We start from the raw sequence: 18539 nt of genomic DNA on the forward strand, positions 1-18539 counted from the left end.
CACAGCTGAACTGTGGTGCGGGTGGGATTTTCATTTTTCCTCTGTGGGAGCGAGCCTGCTCGCGATGGCGCCACATCAGTTGCTGGATGAGTGGCTGACCCACCGCCATCGCGGGCAAGCCTGCTCCCACAGGTGTTTCTCCCACAGGGTAAAAGGTGCTTTCCATGCTGTAGGGCAACCGCCCCATACAGTTCTGCCTGCGGCGCGTTTCAAACTGTGACTGTGTGTCGCGCCGTGGTGGGCCTAGAATGGCGGTCTTTCGCCGTCGCTTCAGAGGTTCGCCATGCACGTTTCGTCCGGTCGCTGGGTTTATGGGCTGCTCCTGGCCTTGTTGACCGCGTTGTTGTGGGGGATCTTGCCGATCAAGCTCAAGCAGGTGCTGGTGGTCATGGACCCCCTGACCGTGACCTGGTATCGGCTGCTCGTGGCCGGTGGCCTGCTCTTCATCTACCTCGCCCTGGCCCGGCGCTTGCCGAGCCGCAAGGTGCTGGGTAAGCGCGGTAAATGGCTGGTGCTGCTGGCCTCGCTGGGGCTGGCGGGCAACTACGTGCTGTACCTGATGGGCCTCAACCTGCTCAGCCCCGGCACCGCGCAACTGGTGGTGCAGACCGGCCCGGTGATGCTGCTGGTGGCCAGCGTGTTCATCTTCCGCGAGCGTTTCACCCTCGGCCAGGGCGTGGGGCTGTTGGTGCTGCTGGTCGGGTTCGGGTTGTTCTTCAACCAACGCCTGGTGGAATTGCTCACCTCCCTGACCGACTACACCGCTGGCGTGCTGCTGGTGCTGGCCGGCTCCACGGTCTGGACCTTCTACGCCCTGGGCCAGAAGCAACTGCTGACGGTGTGGAGTTCGTTGCAGGTGATGATGGTCATCTACCTGTTCTGCGCGTTGGTGCTCACCCCTTGGGTGCATCCGCTGGAGGCCTTGCACCTGACGTCGCTGCAAGGCTTTTTGCTGTTCGCCTGCTGCCTCAATACCCTGATCGGCTACGGTGCGTTTGCCGAGGCCCTGGCCCATTGGGAAGCCTCGCGGGTCAGTGCGACCCTGGCGATCACGCCGCTGGTGACTTTCGTTGCCGTGGCCCTGGCCGCGTGGCTGTGGCCCGATTACGTGCACGCCGAGCAGATCAATGGCCTGGCCTACTTCGGCGCGTTGCTGGTGGTGCTGGGGTCGGCGCTGACGGCGTTGGGCCCGTCGTTGATGGCCGGGCTCAAGGTACGGCGCGAGCGCCTGGCCACCAGAGTCTAGCAATTGCCCACATTGGCCCTTCTCCTGGGCCCGGGCACTGGCTAAGCTCCAGGCTTCGCAAATTCCCGCAGAGGTCTTCCTATGCCGCAGCAATGGCCCGCCGCCGATATCGCTCGAATGATCCTTGAAGGCTTCGACGATTACCGTGAGCACTTTCGCCAGATCACCGACGGCGCCCGGGCGCGGTTCGAGCAAGCCCTGTGGCAGGAAGCCCAGGCCGCGTCGGCGGCACGCATCAACCTCTACGAAGAAAAAGTCGGCGAAACCGTGGCGCGCCTGCACCAGGCCTTCGACGGCCAGGCCCTGCTCGACGTGAGTTTCTGGCCCCTGGTCAAGAGCGCCTATATCAGCCTGATCGACCTGCGTTTCGACGATGAGCTGTCCGAGACCTGGTACAACTCCACGTTCTGCGGGCTGTTCAGCCATGACCTGATTAGCGACGGCTGCATGTTTATCCACACCACCCGGCCCAGCCTGCGCCGGGCCCGCGCCGCGCAGACCCGCACCTACAAACCCGAGGGCGAGCTGTCGGGCATGCTGGAGCAGATTTTCGTCGACTACAGCTTCAGCGAACCCTACGCCGACCTACCCGGCGACCTGCGGCGCCTGCTCGCGCAACTGCGCGAGAACCTGCCGGACTGGGTCTGCAAGGACCCGCACCTTTCAGTGGAGCTGTTTTCCTCGGTGCTGTACCGCAACAAGGGCGCGTACCTGGTGGGGCGCATTTACACCCCGGACGAGCAGTGGCCGCTGGTGATCCCGCTGTTGCACCGCGAGGGCCGCGGGATCCAGATCGACGCGCTGATTACCGATGAAGCGGACGTGTCGATCATCTTTTCCTTCACCCGTTCCTACTTCATGGTGGATGTGCCGGTGCCAGCCGAGTTCATCGGCTTTCTCAAGCGCATCCTGCCGGGCAAGCACATCGCCGAGCTGTACACCTCCATTGGTTTCTACAAACACGGCAAGTCGGAGTTCTACCGCGCCCTCATCAATCACCTGGCCAACACCGACGACCAGTTCATCATGGCCCCGGGCGTGCGTGGCATGGTCATGAGCGTGTTCACCCTGCCGGGCTTCAACACGGTGTTCAAGATCATCAAGGACCGCTTCTCGCCGTCGAAAAACGTCGACCGCGCCACGGTGATCGAAAAGTACCGCTTGGTGAAAAGCGTCGATCGCGTCGGGCGCATGGCCGATACCCAGGAGTTCGCCGATTTTCGCTTCCCGTTGAGCAAGTTCGAGCCGGCGTGCCTGGCCGAGTTGCTGGAAGTGGCGGCGGGCACGGTCGAGGTGCATGGCGACACGGTGCTGATCCGCCACTGCTGGACCGAGCGGCGCATGACGCCCCTGAACCTGTACCTGGAAAACGCCAACGACGCCCAGGTGCGCGAAGCCCTGGAGGACTACGGCCTGGCCATCAAGCAACTGGCGGCGGCGAACATCTTCCCCGGCGACATGCTGCTCAAGAACTTCGGCGTCACCCGCCACGGCCGTGTGGTGTTCTACGACTACGACGAAATTTGCTTCCTCACCGAGGCCAACTTCCGCCACATCCCGCAGCCGCGCACCCCGGAAGACGAAATGGCTTCAGAACCCTGGTACTCCATCGGCCCGCTGGACGTGTTCCCCGAGGAGTTTCCGCCGTTCCTGTTCGCCGATGCCGGCCAACGACGGTTGTTCGACCAACTCCACGGCGAGCTGTACAACGCCGACTACTGGAAAAGCCTGCAAGAGGCGATCCGCGCCGGGAAAGTAATCGACGTGTTCCCGTACCGGCGCAAGGGCCTGGATAACGAGTGAGCCGCAGTGTGGGAGTGGGCCTGCGCAGGCTCACACCCGACCTGCGGTGATGGCCATAAATCTGCGACAATCGCCGCCCTGCGCCACTAGACGACCTTTGCCTACCTGATGACTGACCAATCGCCTGCTTTCGACCAACTGCTGAAAAACCTCGACCACGCCATGCTCGCCGACCGTCACCGGTTGCGCCGCCAGTTGCTGGAGCTGCGCAAGCAACCCGACGAGGCCAAGCTGGCGCAGTGGCTGGAGCGCGCGCAGGCGTCCTGCGCCCGGGTGCTGGCGCGGCGGGCCAGCCTGCCGCTGATCCGCTACGACGACAGCCTGCCCATTGCCGCCAAGCGCGATGAAATCAAGGCTGCATTGCTAAAGCATCAGGTGCTGATAATCGCCGGCGAAACCGGCTCGGGCAAAACCACCCAGTTGCCCAAGATCTGCCTGGAAATCGGCCGTGGCCAGTACGGCTTGATCGGCCACACCCAGCCGCGGCGGATCGCGGCGCGCAGCGTGGCGAGCCGGGTCGCCGAAGAGCTGGCCACGCCGTTGGGCGCGTTGGTGGGTTATCAGGTGCGGTTCGAGGACCAGAGCGACGCCAATACCCTGGTCAAGTTGATGACCGACGGCATCCTCCTGGCCGAGACCCAGAACGACCGCTACCTGGAGCGCTACGACACGATCATTGTCGACGAGGCCCACGAACGCAGCCTCAACATCGATTTTTTGCTCGGCTACCTCAAGACCCTGTTGCCGCGCCGCCCCGACCTGAAAGTCATCATCACCTCGGCCACCATCGACCTGGAGCGCTTCTCCAAGCACTTCAATGACGCGCCGATCGTCGAAGTCTCGGGCCGCACCTTCCCGGTGGAGACCTGGTATCGGCCCCTGACCCTGGAGCAGGACGAGGAGGGCAACCGGGTCGAGGACGACTTGACGGTGGACCAGGCCATTCTCGCCACCCTCGACGAAATCGCCGCCCACGAGCGTAGCGAGCGCAAGAGCCCGGGCGATGTGTTGGTGTTTTTGCCCGGCGAGCGGGAAATCCGCGACGCCGCCGACATGCTGCGCAAGGCCCAGCTCAAGCACACCGAGATTTTGCCGTTGTACGCGCGCCTGTCGCCGGCCGAGCAACAGCGGATTTTCCAGTCCCACCCGGGGCGGCGCGTGGTGCTGGCCACCAACGTCGCGGAAACCTCCCTGACAGTACCGGGCATTCGCTATGTGATCGACAGCGGCACCGCGCGCATCAGCCGCTACAGCTACCGCGCCAAGGTCCAGCGCCTGCCCATCGAGGCGATTTCCCAGGCCAGCGCCAACCAGCGCAAGGGCCGCTGCGGGCGGGTCGAACCGGGCATCTGCATTCGCCTGTACGCCGAGGAGGATTTCCTCGCGCGCCCCGAGTTCACCGACCCGGAGATCCTGCGCACCAACCTGGCCGCGGTGATCCTGCAAATGCTTCACCTGCGCCTGGGCGAAATCACCGACTTCCCCTTTATCGAACCGCCGGATGGCAAGGCCATCAGCGACGGCTTCAACCTGCTGCAAGAACTCTCGGCGGTGGACCGCAACAGCCAATTGACCCCGCTGGGCCGCCAGTTGGCGCGCCTGCCGGTGGACCCGCGCATGGGCCGCATGCTGCTGGAAGCGGCCAAACTGGGCAGCTTGCAGGAAGTGCTGATCGTCGCCAGCGCCATGTCGATCCAGGACCCCCGCGAGCGCCCGCCGGAGCGCCAACAGGCCGCCGACCAGGCCCACGCGCAGTGGAAGGACGTGGACTCGGATTTCGCCGGGTTGGTCAACCTGTGGCGCGGTTTTGAGGAACAGCGCCAGGCCCTGACCGCCAGCCCGCTGCGCAACTGGTGCCGCAAAAATTTTCTCAACTATTTGCGCCTGCGCGAGTGGCGCGATTCCCACCGCCAATTGAGCCTGATCTGCCGCGACATGCAGTTGGCCGTCAATAAAGAGCCGGCCGACTACCCGAAACTGCACAAGGCCGTGCTGGTGGGCCTGCTCAGCCAGATCGGGCAGAAAACCGAGGACGGCGACTACCTCGGCGCCCGCCAGCGGCGGTTCTGGATTCACCCGTCCTCGGGCCTGGGCAAAAAGCGCCCGCAATGGCTGATGACCGCCGAACTGGTGGAAACCACCAAGCTCTATGCGCGCATGGTGGCCAAGATCGAGCCGGACTGGATCGAGCCTCTGGCCGGGCACCTGATAAAGAAAAACCACTTCGAGCCGCACTGGGAGAAGAAGCGCGGCCAGGTCGTGGCGTTCGAGCAGATCACCCTGTTCGGCCTGATCGTGGTCGGCCGCCGCCCGGTGCATTACGGGCCGATCGACCCGCCGCTGGCGCGTGAGCTGTTTATCCGCGAAGGCCTGGTGCGCGGTGAAATCCAGTCGCGGGCCAAGTGCCTGAGCGCCAACACGCGCCTGCTGGAGCAGTTGGACGAACTGGAAGCCAAGGCGCGCCGGCGCGACATCCTGGCCGACGAAGAAACCCTGTATGCCTTCTACGACGCGCGCCTGCCCGCCGAGATCCACCAAACGGCCACGTTTGACAGTTGGTACAAGGTCCACAGCCAGAAAGACCCGCAGCTATTAATGATGCGCGAGGAAGACGTGCTAGCCCGCGAGGCCAGCGAAGTCACCGCCGCCCATTACCCCGACACCCTGCATCTGGGCGATTTGGCCTTGGCGCTGAGCTATCACTTCGAGCCCAACCACCCGCGTGACGGCGTGACCTTGCGCGTGCCCGCGCCGCTGCTGCCGGCGTTGCCGCCCGAGCGCCTGGAATGGCTGGTGCCGGGGTTGATCGAAGCCAAGTGCATCGCCCTGGTGCGCAACCTGCCCAAGGCCCTGCGCAAGAACTTCGTGCCGGTGCCGGATTTCGTCAAGGCCGCGTTGGCGCGCATCACCTTCGCCGAAGGCTCGCTGCCCCAGGCCCTGGGCCGCGAGTTGCTGCGCATGACCGGGGTGCGCGTCAGCGATGAAGCCTGGGCCGAGGCGGCGCAGCAGGTCGACAGCCATTTGCGCATGAACCTGGAAATCGTCGATGGCCAGGGCAAGTTCCTCGGCGAGGGCCGTGATTGGGCACAGTTGACCGCTCGTTTCGCCGAGGCCAGCCAGGCTGCGCTGGCGGTGCCGCACACGGCGAAAAGTCAGGAGCCGGTGCAACCCAAGGCGTTCGCCGCGGTGGCCGAGAAAACTCAACAGAACATCGCCGGGCTGTCGATGACGGTGTACCCGGCGCTGGTGGAAGAGGGCGGCACGGTCAAGGAAGGGCGCTTCTCCACCCTGGCCGAAGCCGAGTTCCAGCACCGCCGCGCCTTGCAGCGCCTGCTGATGCAGCAACTGGCGGAGCCGGCGAAGTTCCTGCGCGGCAAATTACCGGGCCTCACCGAACTGGGGCTGATGTACCGCGAACTGGGGCGCATCGATGCCCTGGTCGAAGACATTCTGCTGGCCAGCCTCGACAGCTGCGTGTTGGACGGCGAAACCAGCCTGCCCCGCGACGGTGCCGGGCTCGCGTCCCTGGCCGAACGCAAGCGCGGCGCCTGGACCGAACACGCTGAACGCCTGGCGCGCCTGACCCTGGACATCCTCAAGCTGTGGCATGGCCTGCAAAAGTGCTTCAAGGGCAAGATCGACCTGGCCCGCGCCGTGGCCCTCAACGACATCAAGCAGCAACTGGGCAACCTGGTGTACCCAGGGTTTGTGCGCGAAACCCCGGTGCAGTGGCTCAAAGAATTGCCGCGCTACCTCAAAGCCATCGAACTGCGCCTGGAAAAACTCCCCGGCCAGGTGCAGAAGGACCGGGTCTGGAGCGGCGAGTTGAGCGGCCTGTGGGCGCAGTACCAGGCCCGTGTCGCCAAGCATGCTCAGGAAGGCAAGCGCGACCCGCAATTGGAGCTGTACCGCTGGTGGCTGGAGGAGTACCGGGTGTCGTTGTTTGCCCAGCAGTTGGGCACCAAGGTGCCGATTTCAGACAAACGCCTGAGCAAACAGTGGAGCCAAGTAGAGCCCTAGTGCATTTGCCCTGCTGCCCTGTCGTCTCGGCATAGGGGCCAAATGCTGGCGTTTATGGCAAACTTCGCCGCTATAAACGCCGTACCCGCAGTGCTGCGCTTTCGCAGCCACGGCGGATCGGAATAAAGCGACGCCAGGCCCGGCCCTCTAAGGGAGCCGGACCCTTTATGTGTTGGTACGTCGGTGCCAATGCTTTCTGCCTGAACGGATTAGAGAAACGACCATGCATAACGTCGTCATCAGTGGCACCGGCCTGTACACACCGGCCAACAGCATTTCCAACGAAGAACTGGTGCAGTCTTTCAACACCTACGTGGCCCAATTCAACCACGACAACGCCGAGGCCATCGCCCGCGGCGAGGTTCAGGCGCTGACCGAATCCAACGCCGCTTTTATCGAAAAAGCTTCCGGTATCAAGAGCCGCTTCGTGATGGACAAGGAAGGCATCCTTGACCCGCAGCGCATGGCCCCGCGCCTGCCCGAGCGCAGCAATGACGAGTGGTCGGTGCTTTGCCAAATGGCCATCGGCGCCGCCGAACAAGCCTTGCAGCGCGCCGGCAAGACCGCGGCCGACATCGACGGCGTGATCGTCGCCTGCTCCAACCTGCAACGCGCCTACCCAGCCATTGCCATCGAAGTGCAAGAAGCGCTGGGCATCCAGGGGTTCGGCTTTGATATGAACGTGGCCTGCTCCTCCGCCACCTTCGGCATCCAGGCTGCGGCCAACAGCGTGCAACTGGGCCAGGCCCGGGCGATCCTGATGGTCAACCCGGAAGTCTGCACCGGCCACCTGAATTTCCGTGACCGCGACAGCCACTTCATCTTTGGCGACGCGGCCACCGCCGTCATCATCGAGCGGGCCGACCTGGCCACCTCCAAGCATCAGTTCGACATTGTCAGCACCAAGCTGCTGACCAAGTTCTCCAACAACATCCGCAATAACTTCGGCTTCCTCAACCGTGCCGCGGAAGAGGGCATCGGCGCCCCGGACAAGCTGTTCGTGCAGGAAGGCCGCAAGGTGTTCCGCGATGTGTGCCCGATGGTGGCGGAACTGATCGGCGCCCATTTGCAGGAAAATTCGCTCAACGTCGGCGATGTGAAGCGTTTCTGGCTGCATCAGGCGAACCTGAGCATGAACCACCTGATCGTCAAGAAACTGTTGGGCCGCGAAGCCACGGAAGTCGAGGCGCCAGTGATTCTCGATACCTACGCCAACACCAGCTCGGCCGGTTCGGTGATTGCTTTCCACAAGTACCAGGACGATTTGCCGACCGGCTCCCTGGCCGTGCTCAGTTCGTTCGGTGCGGGTTACTCGATTGGTAGCGTGATTCTGCGCAAGCTCTGACCTGTCGGTTATGTTTCGCGCGCTAAAAGATGAAATTTCCTGCATTCGAAGGGGTTAAAGCGCTGTAACTTTTGGGCGCTGTCGCAGGTTTCCCAATACCTGCGGCCTTCTCCTAACAGCGACAGGAAGGGCAGTGAATGTTGGCTAAGGATGATGCACAACTGATCGAGCGCCTACTGGCGGGCGAGCAATTGGCCTACAAACAGTTGGTCAGCACCTATCAAAGCGCCATGCGCGCCGTGGCCTACGCCATCGTCGGCAACCGCCATGCCGATGAAGTGGTGCAGGATGCCTGGCTCTCGGTGGTGCGCAGCCTGGCGAAGTTCGAGGGGCGTTCGAGCCTCAAGACTTGGTTGCTGACCATCACCGCCAACGCCGCCAAGGGCCGCTACCGGCAAAACCGCCGCGAAGTGCTACTCGACGACCTGCCCGCCCCCCACGGTACCCTCGGTGACGAACGGTTCAGTCACGAGGATGGCCACTGGCTGGTGGCTCCTTACGCCTGGCATCAGGATTCCCCGGAAGCCTTGCTCAGCCAGGAGCAGTTGCGTCAATGCCTGGAACACACCTTGCTTAGCCTCTCCGAGTTGCAAAGCAGCGTGCTGTTGCTGCGCGAGCGCCAGGGTCTGGAGATGGAGGAAATCTGTAATCTTCTGCATATCTCCCTCTCCAATGTCCGCGTGCTGCTACACAGGGCACGGCTCAAAGTTTTCGCAACCGTGGAACATTTCGAGGAAACCGGCGAATGCTGACCTGTAAGGAACAAGTGGCCCGCTCCAGCGACTTTATCGATGGCCAACTGAGTTTTCGTGAACGACTGATGATGCATCATCACCTGCTGTTCTGCCCCAATTGCCGCCGTTTCATGCGCCAGATGCGCTTGCTGCAAGCGACCCTGCGCGAGCTGCCGGAACCCCCCGTACCGGGCCTGGACGAACTGGCTGCACGCCTCGCTGCCGAACAAAAAAACACCATCAAATAGCCCTCGCCTCCCGCCGAAAACTCCCCCGAACCGCTCTAGATTGCGGCTTACAGCTTGCCGCTCGGCGTCTGAACCGCTTATTTCTTTTCGAAGTAAAAAAGTTCCGCTGTAACAAAATCTTTATATATCAGCAACTCCTCTGAAATAACCCGCCGCCAAGATTCCCTCCCAACACCAGCGGGCCAGCCCCGCGTGTTTTCCAACGCCAAAGACCACCAATTAGGGGAACTCTTCGATGATCCGTAAGCACTTCGCCGGTTTTGCCGCCAGCGCCCTGGCCCTGGCAGTTACCGCCCAGGCTTTCGCTGGCACTGTCACCACTGACGGCGCCGATATCGTAGTCAAAACCAAGGGCGGCCTTGAGGTTGCTACCACCGACAAAGAATTCAGCTTCAAGCTCGGCGGGCGTTTGCAGGCGGACTACAGCCAGTTCGACGGCGTGTACACGAAGAATGGCGACACCGCTGACGCGGCTTACTTCCGTCGCGCGTTCCTGGAACTGTCCGGTGTGCTCTACACCGACTGGGCCTATGCCATCAGCTACGACTTCTCCCATAACGCCGGCGATTCGGACAACGGCTACTTCGACGAAGCGTCCCTGGCCTATAACGGCTTCAAGCCTGTATCGATCAAGGTCGGCCGTTTTGACCCGGACTTCGGCCTGGAAAAAGCCACCAGCTCCAAGTGGGTCACCGCGCCAGAGCGCAACATGGCCTATGACATGGTCGATTGGGCCAACAGCCACCAAAACGGCCTGGGCCTGCAAGCCTCCAGCACCTTCGCCGACTCGTTCTACGCCTCGGCTGGCGTGTTCAGCAAAGACACCGACGACACCGACGGCAACAGCGTCAAGCAGGTCAACGGCCGCTTTGTGTTTGCGCCGATGCACGAGGCTGGCAACGTGCTGCACTTTGGTGTGAACCTCGCGTCCCGCGATGTTTCCGACACCGCGTTCGATTCGCGCTACCGCACCCGTATGGGCATCCGCGGCGTGGAAACCCTGGGCGGCAACGACGCCGGCACCAACGGCAACCGTCCGATCCTGGGTGGCAGCTCTTCCTCGCCAGCAGGTTCTTATGACCGCGATGACGCCTTCGGCTTGGAAGCCGCGTTCGCCATGGGCCCGGCCTCGATCCAGGGTGAGTACATCGCCCGCAAGACCAAGGCTGACGACAGCAGCCGCGAAGACATCAAGGGCCATGGCTTCTACGTGCAGGGTGCGTACACCCTGACCGGCGAATCGCGCGGCTATAAAGTCGGCAAATTCGACGCAATCAAACCGGCCAACAAAGCCATCGGTGCCTGGGAACTGTTCTATCGCTACGACAGCCTGACCGTCGAAGACGACAACATCACCACCGCCAGCCTGACCCGTGACGTCGGCGACGCTGAAGCCAAGGTGCACACCCTGGGCGTGAACTGGTACGCCAACGAAGCGGTGAAAATCTCCGCCGCCTACCTCAAGGCCAAGACCGACAACGTGACCAACGCCACCGCCGCCAGCGGCGGCACCCCGGCGCGTCGTACCGGCGACGACAGCGGCGACGGTTTCGTGGTCCGCGCCCAGTACGTGTTCTAAGCCTCACGCTGTTGCGTTCCAGGAGCTCTTTCTTCATCCGTTAAAGCTCCCCTCGTGTTCAACCCCGCTTCGGCGGGGTTTTTTTATTTCGGCCGGTGTCGCGGATAGGGGATACTCGCCGGGACTTTGGGTTCAGGGCGGGGGGTAGGATGGTGCTTGAGGTTGTGCAGGATTTTTCGGCCATCGCGCCCGCTGAATGGGATGCCCTGGTGCCGGCGAACCAGCCGTTCTTGCGCCACGGTTTTCTGGCGGCGCTGGAGGCGAGCGCCAGTGTCGGCCAGCACACCGGGTGGCAGCCCGAGCATCTGCTGCACCGTGAGGGCGGGCGCTTGCTGGCGGCGTTGCCCAGCTACCGAAAATGGCATTCCTATGGCGAGTACGTGTTCGACCACGCGTGGGCCGATGCCTGCGAGCGCGCCGGTATCGACTATTACCCCAAGCTGTTGACGGCCGTGCCCTTCAGCCCGGTCAGCGGCCCGCGCCTGTTGACGGCGGCCGGGCAGGATGGCGCCGAGTTGCTCCAGTGCCTGCCCGGTTACCTGGAGATCGAAGGGCTGGGCAGCGCCCATATCAACTTCACCGACGCCGCCACCGATGCTGCCTTGGCCGGGCAACCGGGTTGGCTGCAACGCATTGGCTGCCAGTACCACTGGCACAACCGTGGCTATCGCGATTTCCAGGATTTCCTCGACGCCCTCAGCTCGCGCAAGCGCAAGCAGATGCGCAAGGAGCGCGAGCAAGTGGCGGGGCAGGGCATCGATTTTGAGTGGCTCGAAGGTCGGCAAGTGGGCGAAGCACAGTGGGATTTTGTCTACGCCTGCTACGCCAATACCTACGCGGTGCGGCGCCAGCGGCCGTACCTGACGCGGGCGTTTTTCAGCCTGTTGGCCGAACGCATGCCCGAGGCGATTCGCGTGGTGCTGGCCAAACAAGGCACGCGGCCGGTGGCAATGGCCTTCAGCCTAGTGGGCGGCGACAGTTTTTATGGCCGCTACTGGGGTTGCCTGAAGGAGTTCGATCGCCTGCATTTTGAAACCTGCTTCTACCAGGGCATGGAATACGCCATCGCCGAGGGTTATCAGCGTTTCGATGCCGGCGCCCAGGGCGAGCACAAGTTGATCCGCGGGTTTGAGCCGGTGCTGACCCATTCGTGGCATTACCTGCGGCACGCAGGGCTGAAGGCGGCGGTCAGCGACTTTTTGGAGCAGGAGCGCGGCGGGGTGATGGCTTATGCGCTGGAAGCGAAAGCAGCCTTGCCCTATCGGCAAGGCTGACCTTCTTCAGGGATAGCGGTTCAGTGCTCCTCCTTGCCCAGCCAGCGGTAAGTCACGCCACCGATCACCGCACCGAGGATCGGCGCCAGCCAGAACAGCCACAACTGCTGGATCGCCCAGCCACCGACAATCAGCGCCGGCCCCGTACTGCGGGCCGGGTTGACCGAGGTGTTGGTCACCGGGATGGAGATCAAGTGGATCAGGGTCAGGGCCAGGCCGATCGCAATCGGTGCCAGCCCCGGTGGGGCGCGTTTGTCGGTGGCGCCGAGGATGATGACGATGAACATCGCCGTCATCACCAGCTCACTGACAAAGCCTGCGGCCATCGAGTAGCCCCCCGGCGAATGTTCGCCATAGCCGTTGGAGGCCAGGCCGCTGGCCAGCTCGAACCCCGGTTTGCCGCTGGCGATGAAGTACAGCAACGCCGCAGCGACCACCCCGCCAATCACCTGAGCCACTACATAGGCCGGCAGTTCCCGGGCGGGAAAGCGCCCACCGACCACCAGGCCCACCGACACGGCGGGGTTGAGATGGCAACCAGAGATATGACCAATGGCGAAGGCCATGGTCAGTACGGTGAGGCCGAATGCCAGCGATACCCCCAGCAAGCCGATTCCGACATCCGGAAACGCTGCCGCCAGTACCGCACTGCCACAACCGCCCAACACCAGCCAGAAAGTACCTAACAACTCAGTAACTGAACGTTTGAACAGAGACATGAGAGTGTCCTTTGAGGTCGACTTATCGACTCGATACAGCCGTTATGCTTCCTGCGTCTTACTTCAGGCTCTCTCCAGAACCTTGGCTCAGTACAGCAGGCCTGTGGCGTAATGCCAGTGCCCCGAAAAAAAACGCCGGGCCCCTGGTTTACAAGGGCCCGGCGTCACTTCGGCGGCGTGCGGCAGGCGTTCAGTCGATGCCGACGAAGCCGCCGGTCTGGTGTTGCCACAAGCGCGCATAGAGGCCGCCGTGGGCCAGCAGTTGGGCGTGGGTGCCGGTTTCGGCGATGCGGCCCTTGTCCAGCACCACCAGGCGATCCATGCGCGCAATGGTGGAGAGGCGGTGGGCGATGGCGATCACGGTTTTGCCTTGCATCAGGGTTTCCAGGCTTTCCTGGATGGCCGCTTCGACCTCCGAGTCCAGGGCCGAGGTGGCCTCGTCCATTATCAGGATCGGCGCGTCCTTGAGCAGCACCCGGGCAATGGCAATGCGCTGGCGCTGGCCGCCGGAAAGCTTGACCCCGCGCTCGCCCACGTGGGCATCGAAACCGGTGCGGCCCAGGGCATCGGACAGGTGCGGGATGAATTCGTCGGCGCGGGCCTTGCGCACCGCTTCCCACAGTTGCTCGTCGCTGGCATCGGGCTTGCCGTAGAGCAGGTTGTCGCGGATCGAGCGGTGCAGCAGGGAGGTGTCCTGGGTAATCATGCCGATTTGCTCGCGCAGGCTTTCCTGGGTGACGTCGGCGATGTTTTGGCCATCGATCAGGATGCGCCCGCCCTGCAGGTTGTAGAGGCGCAGCAGGAGGTTGACCAGGGTCGATTTGCCGGCACCGGAGGGGCCGATCAAACCGATTTTTTCCCCGGGCTCGATGACCAGGTCCAGGCCACTGATGACGCCGCTGCGCTTGCCGTAGTGGAAGTCCACTTGCTCCAAGCGCACTTCGCCGCGCGCCACGTGCAGGCGCGGGGCCTGTTCGCGGTCGGTGACGGCCACCGGTTGGGCGATGGTCTGCAAGCCGTCCTGGACCATGCCGATGTTCTCGAAAATGCCGTTGACCACCCACATGATCCAGCCCGACATGTTGACGATGCGAATCACCAGGCCCGTGGCCAGGGCGATGGCACCCACCGAGATCAGCGAGTGGCTCCACAGCCATAGGGCCAGGCCCGTGGTGGTGACGATCAGCAAGCCGTTCATGGCGGTAATGGCCACGTCCATGCTGGTGACCACGCGCCCGGACAACTGGGCTTTTTCGGTTTGGTGGGCGATGGCTTCGCGGGCGTACTGCTGTTCGGACTGGGTGTGGGCGAACAGCTTGAGGGTGGTGATGTTGGTGTAGCCGTCAACGATGCGCCCCATCAGTTTGGAGCGTGCGTCGGAGGACTCCACCGAGCGCTGCTTGACCCGTGGCACGAAGTAGTAGAGCGCGCCGATGTAGGCGGCGATCCAGGTCAGCAGCGGGATCATCAGGCGCCAGTCGGCTTCGGCGAACAGCACCAGGGAGCTGATGGCGTAGATCAGCACATGCCACAGGGCGTCGACCGCTTGCACTGCTGAATCGCGCAGGGAGGCGCCGGTTTGCATGATGCGCTGGGCGATGCGCCCGGCGAAGTCGTTCTGGAAGAAGTTCAGGCTTTGCTTGAGCACGTAGCTGTGGTTTTGCCAGCGGATCATGCTGGTCATGCCCGGGTTGAGGGTCTGGTGTACCAACAGGTCATGCAGGCCGAAAAAGATCGGGCGCAGCACCAGGGCCACCACGGCCATCCAGATCAGTTCGTTGGCGTGGACGCTGAAAAAATCGGGAGAGGGCGTGCCCTGGGCCAGGTCGATGATGCGGCTCAGGTAGCTGAACAGGGCGACTTCAATCAGCGAAGCCACCAGGCCAATCAGCAACAGGGCGGCAAACAGCGGCCAGACCTGGCGCAGGTAATAGAGGTAGAAGGGCAGGACTTTGTCGGGGGGCGTCGCGTCGGGGGCGTCGCGGAAGATGTCGATCAGTTGCTCGAAACGACGATAGAACATGGGCTCGGTGCCCGCGTGCGGGCTCTCCTTGTCGAGGGTGGAGCGGCGCGAGGCAGGCCCCGCGCCGCTGGCGCGCGTCAGTCGATGCGCTTGGCCGACTTGATGAACACCGGGTCGGCGGGCACGTCGCGCATGCCATTTTTGACGGTGGTACGGGAGTTGACGATCTGGTCGACCACGTCCATGCCCTTGGTCACCTTGGCGAACACGGCGTAACCGGCATCGCGGCCCGGGTCGAGGAAGGCGTTGTCGGCAACGTTGATGAAGAACTGGCTGGTGGCCGAGTTCGGGTTGGAGGTGCGGGCCATGGACAGGGTGCCGCGCACGTTATGCAGGCCGTTGCTGGCTTCGTTTTTGATCGGGTCCTTGGTGTCTTTTTGCACCATTTGCTCGGTGAAGCCGCCGCCCTGGGCCATGAAGCCCGGGATCACGCGGTGGAAAATGGTGTTGTTGTAGAAGCCGCTGTCCACGTACTGGAGAAAGTTTTTGCTGCTGATGGGCGCCTTGACCGGGTCCAGCTCGATTTCCACCGCGCCGAAACTGGTATCCAGCACGACTTTGGGGGCTTTTTCCGGCGTGGCAGCCATCAGGTGGGCGGCGAAGAAGACAGAGCCAGCGACGAGGGCGAGTTTTTTTAGCATGGGTCAGTGATCCTGAGGGGTGGTGTCGACTGTGGTTAGAAACTCAAGCAGGGTTTGGTTGAAGCGGTGTGGCTGGTCTAGCGGGGTGGCATGCCGCGAATCGGCGATGACCACCAGGTGCGCATCGCTCAGGAGCCGGACATAGGCTTCCTTGAGTGCCACCGGCGTGTAGTCACGCTCGGCGCTGATGACCAGGGTTGGACAGGTGACCCGCGAAAGTCGTTCCTGCACGCCCCAGCCGACGATGGCATCGAAGCTGGCGAGATAAGCACGTTTGTCGTTTTTTGCCCAGCGCTCAGCCATTTTTTGCCGCAGCGCCGCTTGTTCTGGCTTGGGAAACAGCTTGCTACCCAAGGCCCGGCCAATAGTGTCCATACCCAGCAGGCGCGCCAGGCTCCAGCGCTTGAACCACTGCCAGTAGTCGTCGGCGCTGCGCAGCTTGACCTGGGGGGCGCTGTTGACGATGCACAGGCTCTTGAGCAAGTGCGGTTGGTCCACCGCCAATTGGAAGCCGATCATGCCGCCCATGGACAACCCCACCAGGTGCACCGGCCCCAGGTTCAGGTGCTCGATCAGCGCCACCAGGTCGGCGCTGAACCCGGCAATGCTGTAGCGCTCGCGGGGTTTGTCGGAACGGCCGTGGCCGCGCACATCGGGGATGATGAGGCGGTAGCGGGCGGCAAGGTCAGGGATCTGCATCTCCCAATCCAGGGCGCTGGAACCCAGGCCATGGACCAACAGAAGCAGCGTGCCGTGGCCGTATTCCTCGTAGTGCAGGGTGCAACCTTCGTGCTCGAAATAGGCCATGGCAGAACTCCTTGTTCAGTGGGTCAGGCTTGCTCGGGGGCGGCGAACGGGGCCTCCAGCGGCGCGGTGTCGAAGGTGCGCAGCAGTTCGACGAGGATTTGCGTGGCTGGGCCCAGGGGTTTTTCCTTGTTGGAGTACAGGTAGAAAGTCGGGTGGCGGCTACCGCCCTGGTCCAGCGGCAGCAACTTGAGCAGGCCTTCCTTTATTTCCCGCTCGATCAGGTGCCGCGGCAGCCAGGCAAAGCCCAGGCCACTGCCCACGAAGGTGGCGGCGGTGGCCAGGCTGCCGACGGTCCAGCGCTGTTCGGCGCCCAGCCAGCCGACGTCGCGTGGCTGCTGGCGGCCGGAGTCGCGGATCACCACTTGCAACTGGCTTTCCAGGTCCTGGAAGCTCAGCTCCCGCTGCAAACGGTGCAGGGGGTGGTCGGGGTGGGCAACGGCGACGAACTCCACGCTGCTCATCTCGGTGCCCAGGTAGCCGGAGATGTTGTAGCCGCTGATGGCCAGATCCGCCACGCCTTCGAGCAGGACTTCTTCGACCCCCGACAACACCTCCTCGCGCAGGCGCACGCGGCAGCCGCGGCTTTGCGGCATGAACGCGGTGAGGGCGCGCACGAGGCGGGCATTGGGGTAGGCGGCGTCCACCACCAGGCGCACTTCGGCTTCCCAGCCCTGCTCCATGTGGTGGGCCAGGTCTTCGAGTTGGCTGGCCTGCTTGACCAATTGCCGCGAACGGCGTAACAGCACGCCGCCGGCCTCGGTGAGCACGGCTTTGCGCCCGTCGATGCGCAGCAAGGGCACGCCGAGCTGGTCTTGCATGCGCGCGACCGTGTAGCTCACGGAGGACTGCGAACGGTGCAGCGCTTCGGCGGCCTGGGCGAAGCCGCCGTGATCGACCACCGCTTGCAGGGTCCGCCATTGATCGAGGGTAACGCGGGGCGCTTTCAAGTTGAGCTCCTCTTGTCCTAAGCTGGCAGCCCTTTGTTGGAGGCTGCCGAATGAGAAAAATTTGTTTTGCGTTACTGGCGCTGTTGCCGCTTAGTGCGTTCGCCTACCCGATCGCGGTGGAAAAACACCTCACCGGCGTGAGCGTCGACTACACCGCGTTCGACACCGATGCCGACATCGGCTCCATCCAGATCAACAACTACGGCAAGAGCGACGCGCTGTGCACGGTGGTGTTCCGTAATGGCCCCGAGGCGCCGCGCACCCGCAAAGTCGAGGTGCCGGCCGGCAAGTTCAGGAACGCCACGGCCAAGTTCAACCGCAGCATCATCCGCCTGCGTATCGAGCTGACCTGCGTGGCCAAGTAACGGGACGGGAGGCGGTCCTACGGGGAACGCTTCGCTTATAAACGAATTTATAGATCGGTTATAGCAGTTATTTGCGCTTTTTCATCGATATGACTCTGTTTAACCTCCACTCCATCGCCTTACAGCATCTACCGATGGAGCCTACAAGCTATGTCACGCGTTCTTATCATCGAAAGCAGCGCCCGCCAGCAGGACTCGGTGTCCCGCCAACTGACCCAGACCTTCATTACCCAGTGGCAGGCCGCGCACCCGGCGGATCAGATCAGCGTGCGTGACCTGGCCCTCAACCCGGTGCCGCACCTGGACGCCCACCTGCTGGGCGGCTGGATGAAACCCGCCGAACAACGTACGCAAGCCGAACAGGCCTCCCTGGAGCGTTCCGAAGCCTTGACCGAGGAACTGCTGGCCGCCGATGTGCTGGTCATGGCCGCGCCCATGTACAACTTCACCATCCCCAGCACCCTCAAGGCCTGGCTCGACCACGTGCTGCGCGCCGGAGTGACATTCAAATACACCGCCACCGGCCCCCAAGGCCTGCTCACCGGCAAGCGCGCCTTTGTGTTGACGGCCCGTGGCGGCATCTACGCCGGCAGCAGCGCCGACCACCAGGAACCCTACCTGCGCCAGGTCATGGCGTTTATCGGCATCCACGACGTGGCGTTCATTCATGCCGAAGGCCTGAACCTGGGCGCCGACTTCCACGACAAAGGCCTGAGCCAGGCCAACGCCCGTTTGGCCCAGCTCGCCTAAGGCGTTAATCGCCCGGTAATCGTAGGCAGGCTTAGTAG

At 63.1% G+C, this 18539-nt stretch carries 15 protein-coding genes; 10 read left to right on the plus strand and 5 right to left on the minus strand.

Annotated features, from left to right (window positions below):
* Positions 1 to 283: 283 nt before the first annotated feature.
* The 8 genes from AC19YR_RS01785 (at position 284) to AC19YR_RS01820 (ending at position 12249) form a co-directional block, all read left to right on the plus strand.
* Positions 284 to 1246 (plus strand): DMT family transporter, encoded by a 963-nt coding sequence (locus tag AC19YR_RS01785; RefSeq protein ID WP_095107321.1) that lies wholly within the window; start codon positions 284 to 286, stop codon positions 1244 to 1246.
* Positions 1247 to 1327: 81 nt separating this feature from the next.
* Positions 1328 to 3049, plus strand: a complete 1722-nt coding sequence (aceK, locus tag AC19YR_RS01790) for a bifunctional isocitrate dehydrogenase kinase/phosphatase (RefSeq protein ID WP_500596911.1) — start codon at positions 1328 to 1330, stop codon at positions 3047 to 3049.
* Positions 3050 to 3157: 108 nt separating this feature from the next.
* A complete protein-coding gene (gene hrpA, locus AC19YR_RS01795) occupies positions 3158 to 7069 on the plus strand; it encodes an ATP-dependent RNA helicase HrpA (RefSeq protein WP_500596912.1) in 3912 nt (1303 codons plus the stop codon).
* Positions 7070 to 7292: 223 nt separating this feature from the next.
* Positions 7293 to 8414 (plus strand): beta-ketoacyl-ACP synthase III, encoded by a 1122-nt coding sequence (locus AC19YR_RS01800; protein ID WP_095107324.1) that lies wholly within the window; start codon positions 7293 to 7295, stop codon positions 8412 to 8414.
* A 137-nt stretch (positions 8415 to 8551) separates the two neighbouring features.
* Positions 8552 to 9166: an RNA polymerase sigma factor gene (locus tag AC19YR_RS01805; RefSeq protein ID WP_095107326.1), complete on the plus strand. Its 615-nt coding sequence runs from the start codon at positions 8552 to 8554 to the stop codon at positions 9164 to 9166.
* Positions 9160 to 9396 (plus strand): anti-sigma factor family protein, encoded by a 237-nt coding sequence (locus AC19YR_RS01810; RefSeq protein ID WP_095107327.1) that lies wholly within the window; start codon positions 9160 to 9162, stop codon positions 9394 to 9396. The genes AC19YR_RS01805 and AC19YR_RS01810 overlap by 7 nt, the downstream gene beginning before the upstream one ends.
* Positions 9397 to 9631: 235 nt before the next feature.
* Complete coding sequence (locus AC19YR_RS01815; RefSeq protein ID WP_095107328.1) at positions 9632 to 10975, plus strand: OprO/OprP family phosphate-selective porin; 1344 nt, start codon at positions 9632 to 9634, stop codon at positions 10973 to 10975.
* Between the two features lie 149 nt (positions 10976 to 11124).
* On the plus strand, positions 11125 to 12249 hold the full coding sequence (locus AC19YR_RS01820) for a GNAT family N-acetyltransferase (RefSeq protein ID WP_095107330.1): 1125 nt from the start codon (positions 11125 to 11127) through the stop codon (positions 12247 to 12249).
* 20 nt (positions 12250 to 12269) lie between these two features.
* Here AC19YR_RS01820 and aqpZ read toward each other — a convergent pair whose 3' ends face one another.
* From aqpZ to AC19YR_RS01845, 5 genes are all read right to left on the minus strand, one after another.
* Positions 12270 to 12968, minus strand: a complete 699-nt coding sequence (gene aqpZ / locus AC19YR_RS01825) for an aquaporin Z (RefSeq protein ID WP_500596915.1) — start codon at positions 12966 to 12968, stop codon at positions 12270 to 12272.
* Between the two features lie 190 nt (positions 12969 to 13158).
* On the minus strand, positions 13159 to 14991 hold the full coding sequence (locus AC19YR_RS01830; RefSeq protein ID WP_095107332.1) for an ABC transporter ATP-binding protein: 1833 nt from the start codon (positions 14989 to 14991) through the stop codon (positions 13159 to 13161).
* 77 nt (positions 14992 to 15068) lie between these two features.
* A complete protein-coding gene (locus AC19YR_RS01835; protein WP_500596916.1) occupies positions 15069 to 15632 on the minus strand; it encodes a peptidylprolyl isomerase in 564 nt (187 codons plus the stop codon).
* Between the two features lie 3 nt (positions 15633 to 15635).
* Positions 15636 to 16439: an alpha/beta fold hydrolase gene (locus tag AC19YR_RS01840; protein ID WP_095107335.1), complete on the minus strand. Its 804-nt coding sequence runs from the start codon at positions 16437 to 16439 to the stop codon at positions 15636 to 15638.
* Between the two features lie 23 nt (positions 16440 to 16462).
* Positions 16463 to 17386: a PA3225 family LysR-type transcriptional regulator gene (locus AC19YR_RS01845; RefSeq protein ID WP_095107336.1), complete on the minus strand. Its 924-nt coding sequence runs from the start codon at positions 17384 to 17386 to the stop codon at positions 16463 to 16465.
* A gap of 50 nt (positions 17387 to 17436) precedes the next feature.
* Between AC19YR_RS01845 and AC19YR_RS01850 the strand changes: the two genes are divergently transcribed.
* On the plus strand, positions 17437 to 17751 hold the full coding sequence (locus tag AC19YR_RS01850) for a 3-phosphoglycerate kinase (RefSeq protein ID WP_095107338.1): 315 nt from the start codon (positions 17437 to 17439) through the stop codon (positions 17749 to 17751).
* Positions 17752 to 17901: 150 nt separating this feature from the next.
* Positions 17902 to 18501, plus strand: coding sequence for an FMN-dependent NADH-azoreductase (locus AC19YR_RS01855; protein WP_500596917.1), 600 nt, complete (start codon positions 17902 to 17904; stop codon positions 18499 to 18501).
* Positions 18502 to 18539 lie beyond the last annotated feature (38 nt).

Source organism: Pseudomonas sp. MF08817, assembly GCF_059862705.1.

Excerpts from the sequence above, each read along its gene's own strand:
- AC19YR_RS01785 (WP_095107321.1), top strand. The coding sequence starts at position 284 with ATGCACGTTTCGTCCGGTCGCTGGGTTTATGGGCTGCTCCTGGCCTTG.
- aceK (WP_500596911.1), top strand. The coding sequence starts at position 1,328 with ATGCCGCAGCAATGGCCCGCCGCCGATATCGCTCGAATGATCCTTGAA.
- hrpA (WP_500596912.1), top strand. The coding sequence starts at position 3,158 with ATGACTGACCAATCGCCTGCTTTCGACCAACTGCTGAAAAACCTCGAC.
- AC19YR_RS01800 (WP_095107324.1), top strand. The coding sequence starts at position 7,293 with ATGCATAACGTCGTCATCAGTGGCACCGGCCTGTACACACCGGCCAAC.
- AC19YR_RS01805 (WP_095107326.1), top strand. The coding sequence starts at position 8,552 with ATGTTGGCTAAGGATGATGCACAACTGATCGAGCGCCTACTGGCGGGC.
- AC19YR_RS01810 (WP_095107327.1), top strand. The coding sequence starts at position 9,160 with ATGCTGACCTGTAAGGAACAAGTGGCCCGCTCCAGCGACTTTATCGAT.
- AC19YR_RS01815 (WP_095107328.1), top strand. The coding sequence starts at position 9,632 with ATGATCCGTAAGCACTTCGCCGGTTTTGCCGCCAGCGCCCTGGCCCTG.
- AC19YR_RS01820 (WP_095107330.1), top strand. The coding sequence starts at position 11,125 with ATGGTGCTTGAGGTTGTGCAGGATTTTTCGGCCATCGCGCCCGCTGAA.
- aqpZ (WP_500596915.1), bottom strand. The coding sequence starts at position 12,968 with ATGTCTCTGTTCAAACGTTCAGTTACTGAGTTGTTAGGTACTTTCTGG.
- AC19YR_RS01830 (WP_095107332.1), bottom strand. The coding sequence starts at position 14,991 with ATGTTCTATCGTCGTTTCGAGCAACTGATCGACATCTTCCGCGACGCC.
- AC19YR_RS01835 (WP_500596916.1), bottom strand. The coding sequence starts at position 15,632 with ATGCTAAAAAAACTCGCCCTCGTCGCTGGCTCTGTCTTCTTCGCCGCC.
- AC19YR_RS01840 (WP_095107335.1), bottom strand. The coding sequence starts at position 16,439 with ATGGCCTATTTCGAGCACGAAGGTTGCACCCTGCACTACGAGGAATAC.
- AC19YR_RS01850 (WP_095107338.1), top strand. The coding sequence starts at position 17,437 with ATGAGAAAAATTTGTTTTGCGTTACTGGCGCTGTTGCCGCTTAGTGCG.
- AC19YR_RS01855 (WP_500596917.1), top strand. The coding sequence starts at position 17,902 with ATGTCACGCGTTCTTATCATCGAAAGCAGCGCCCGCCAGCAGGACTCG.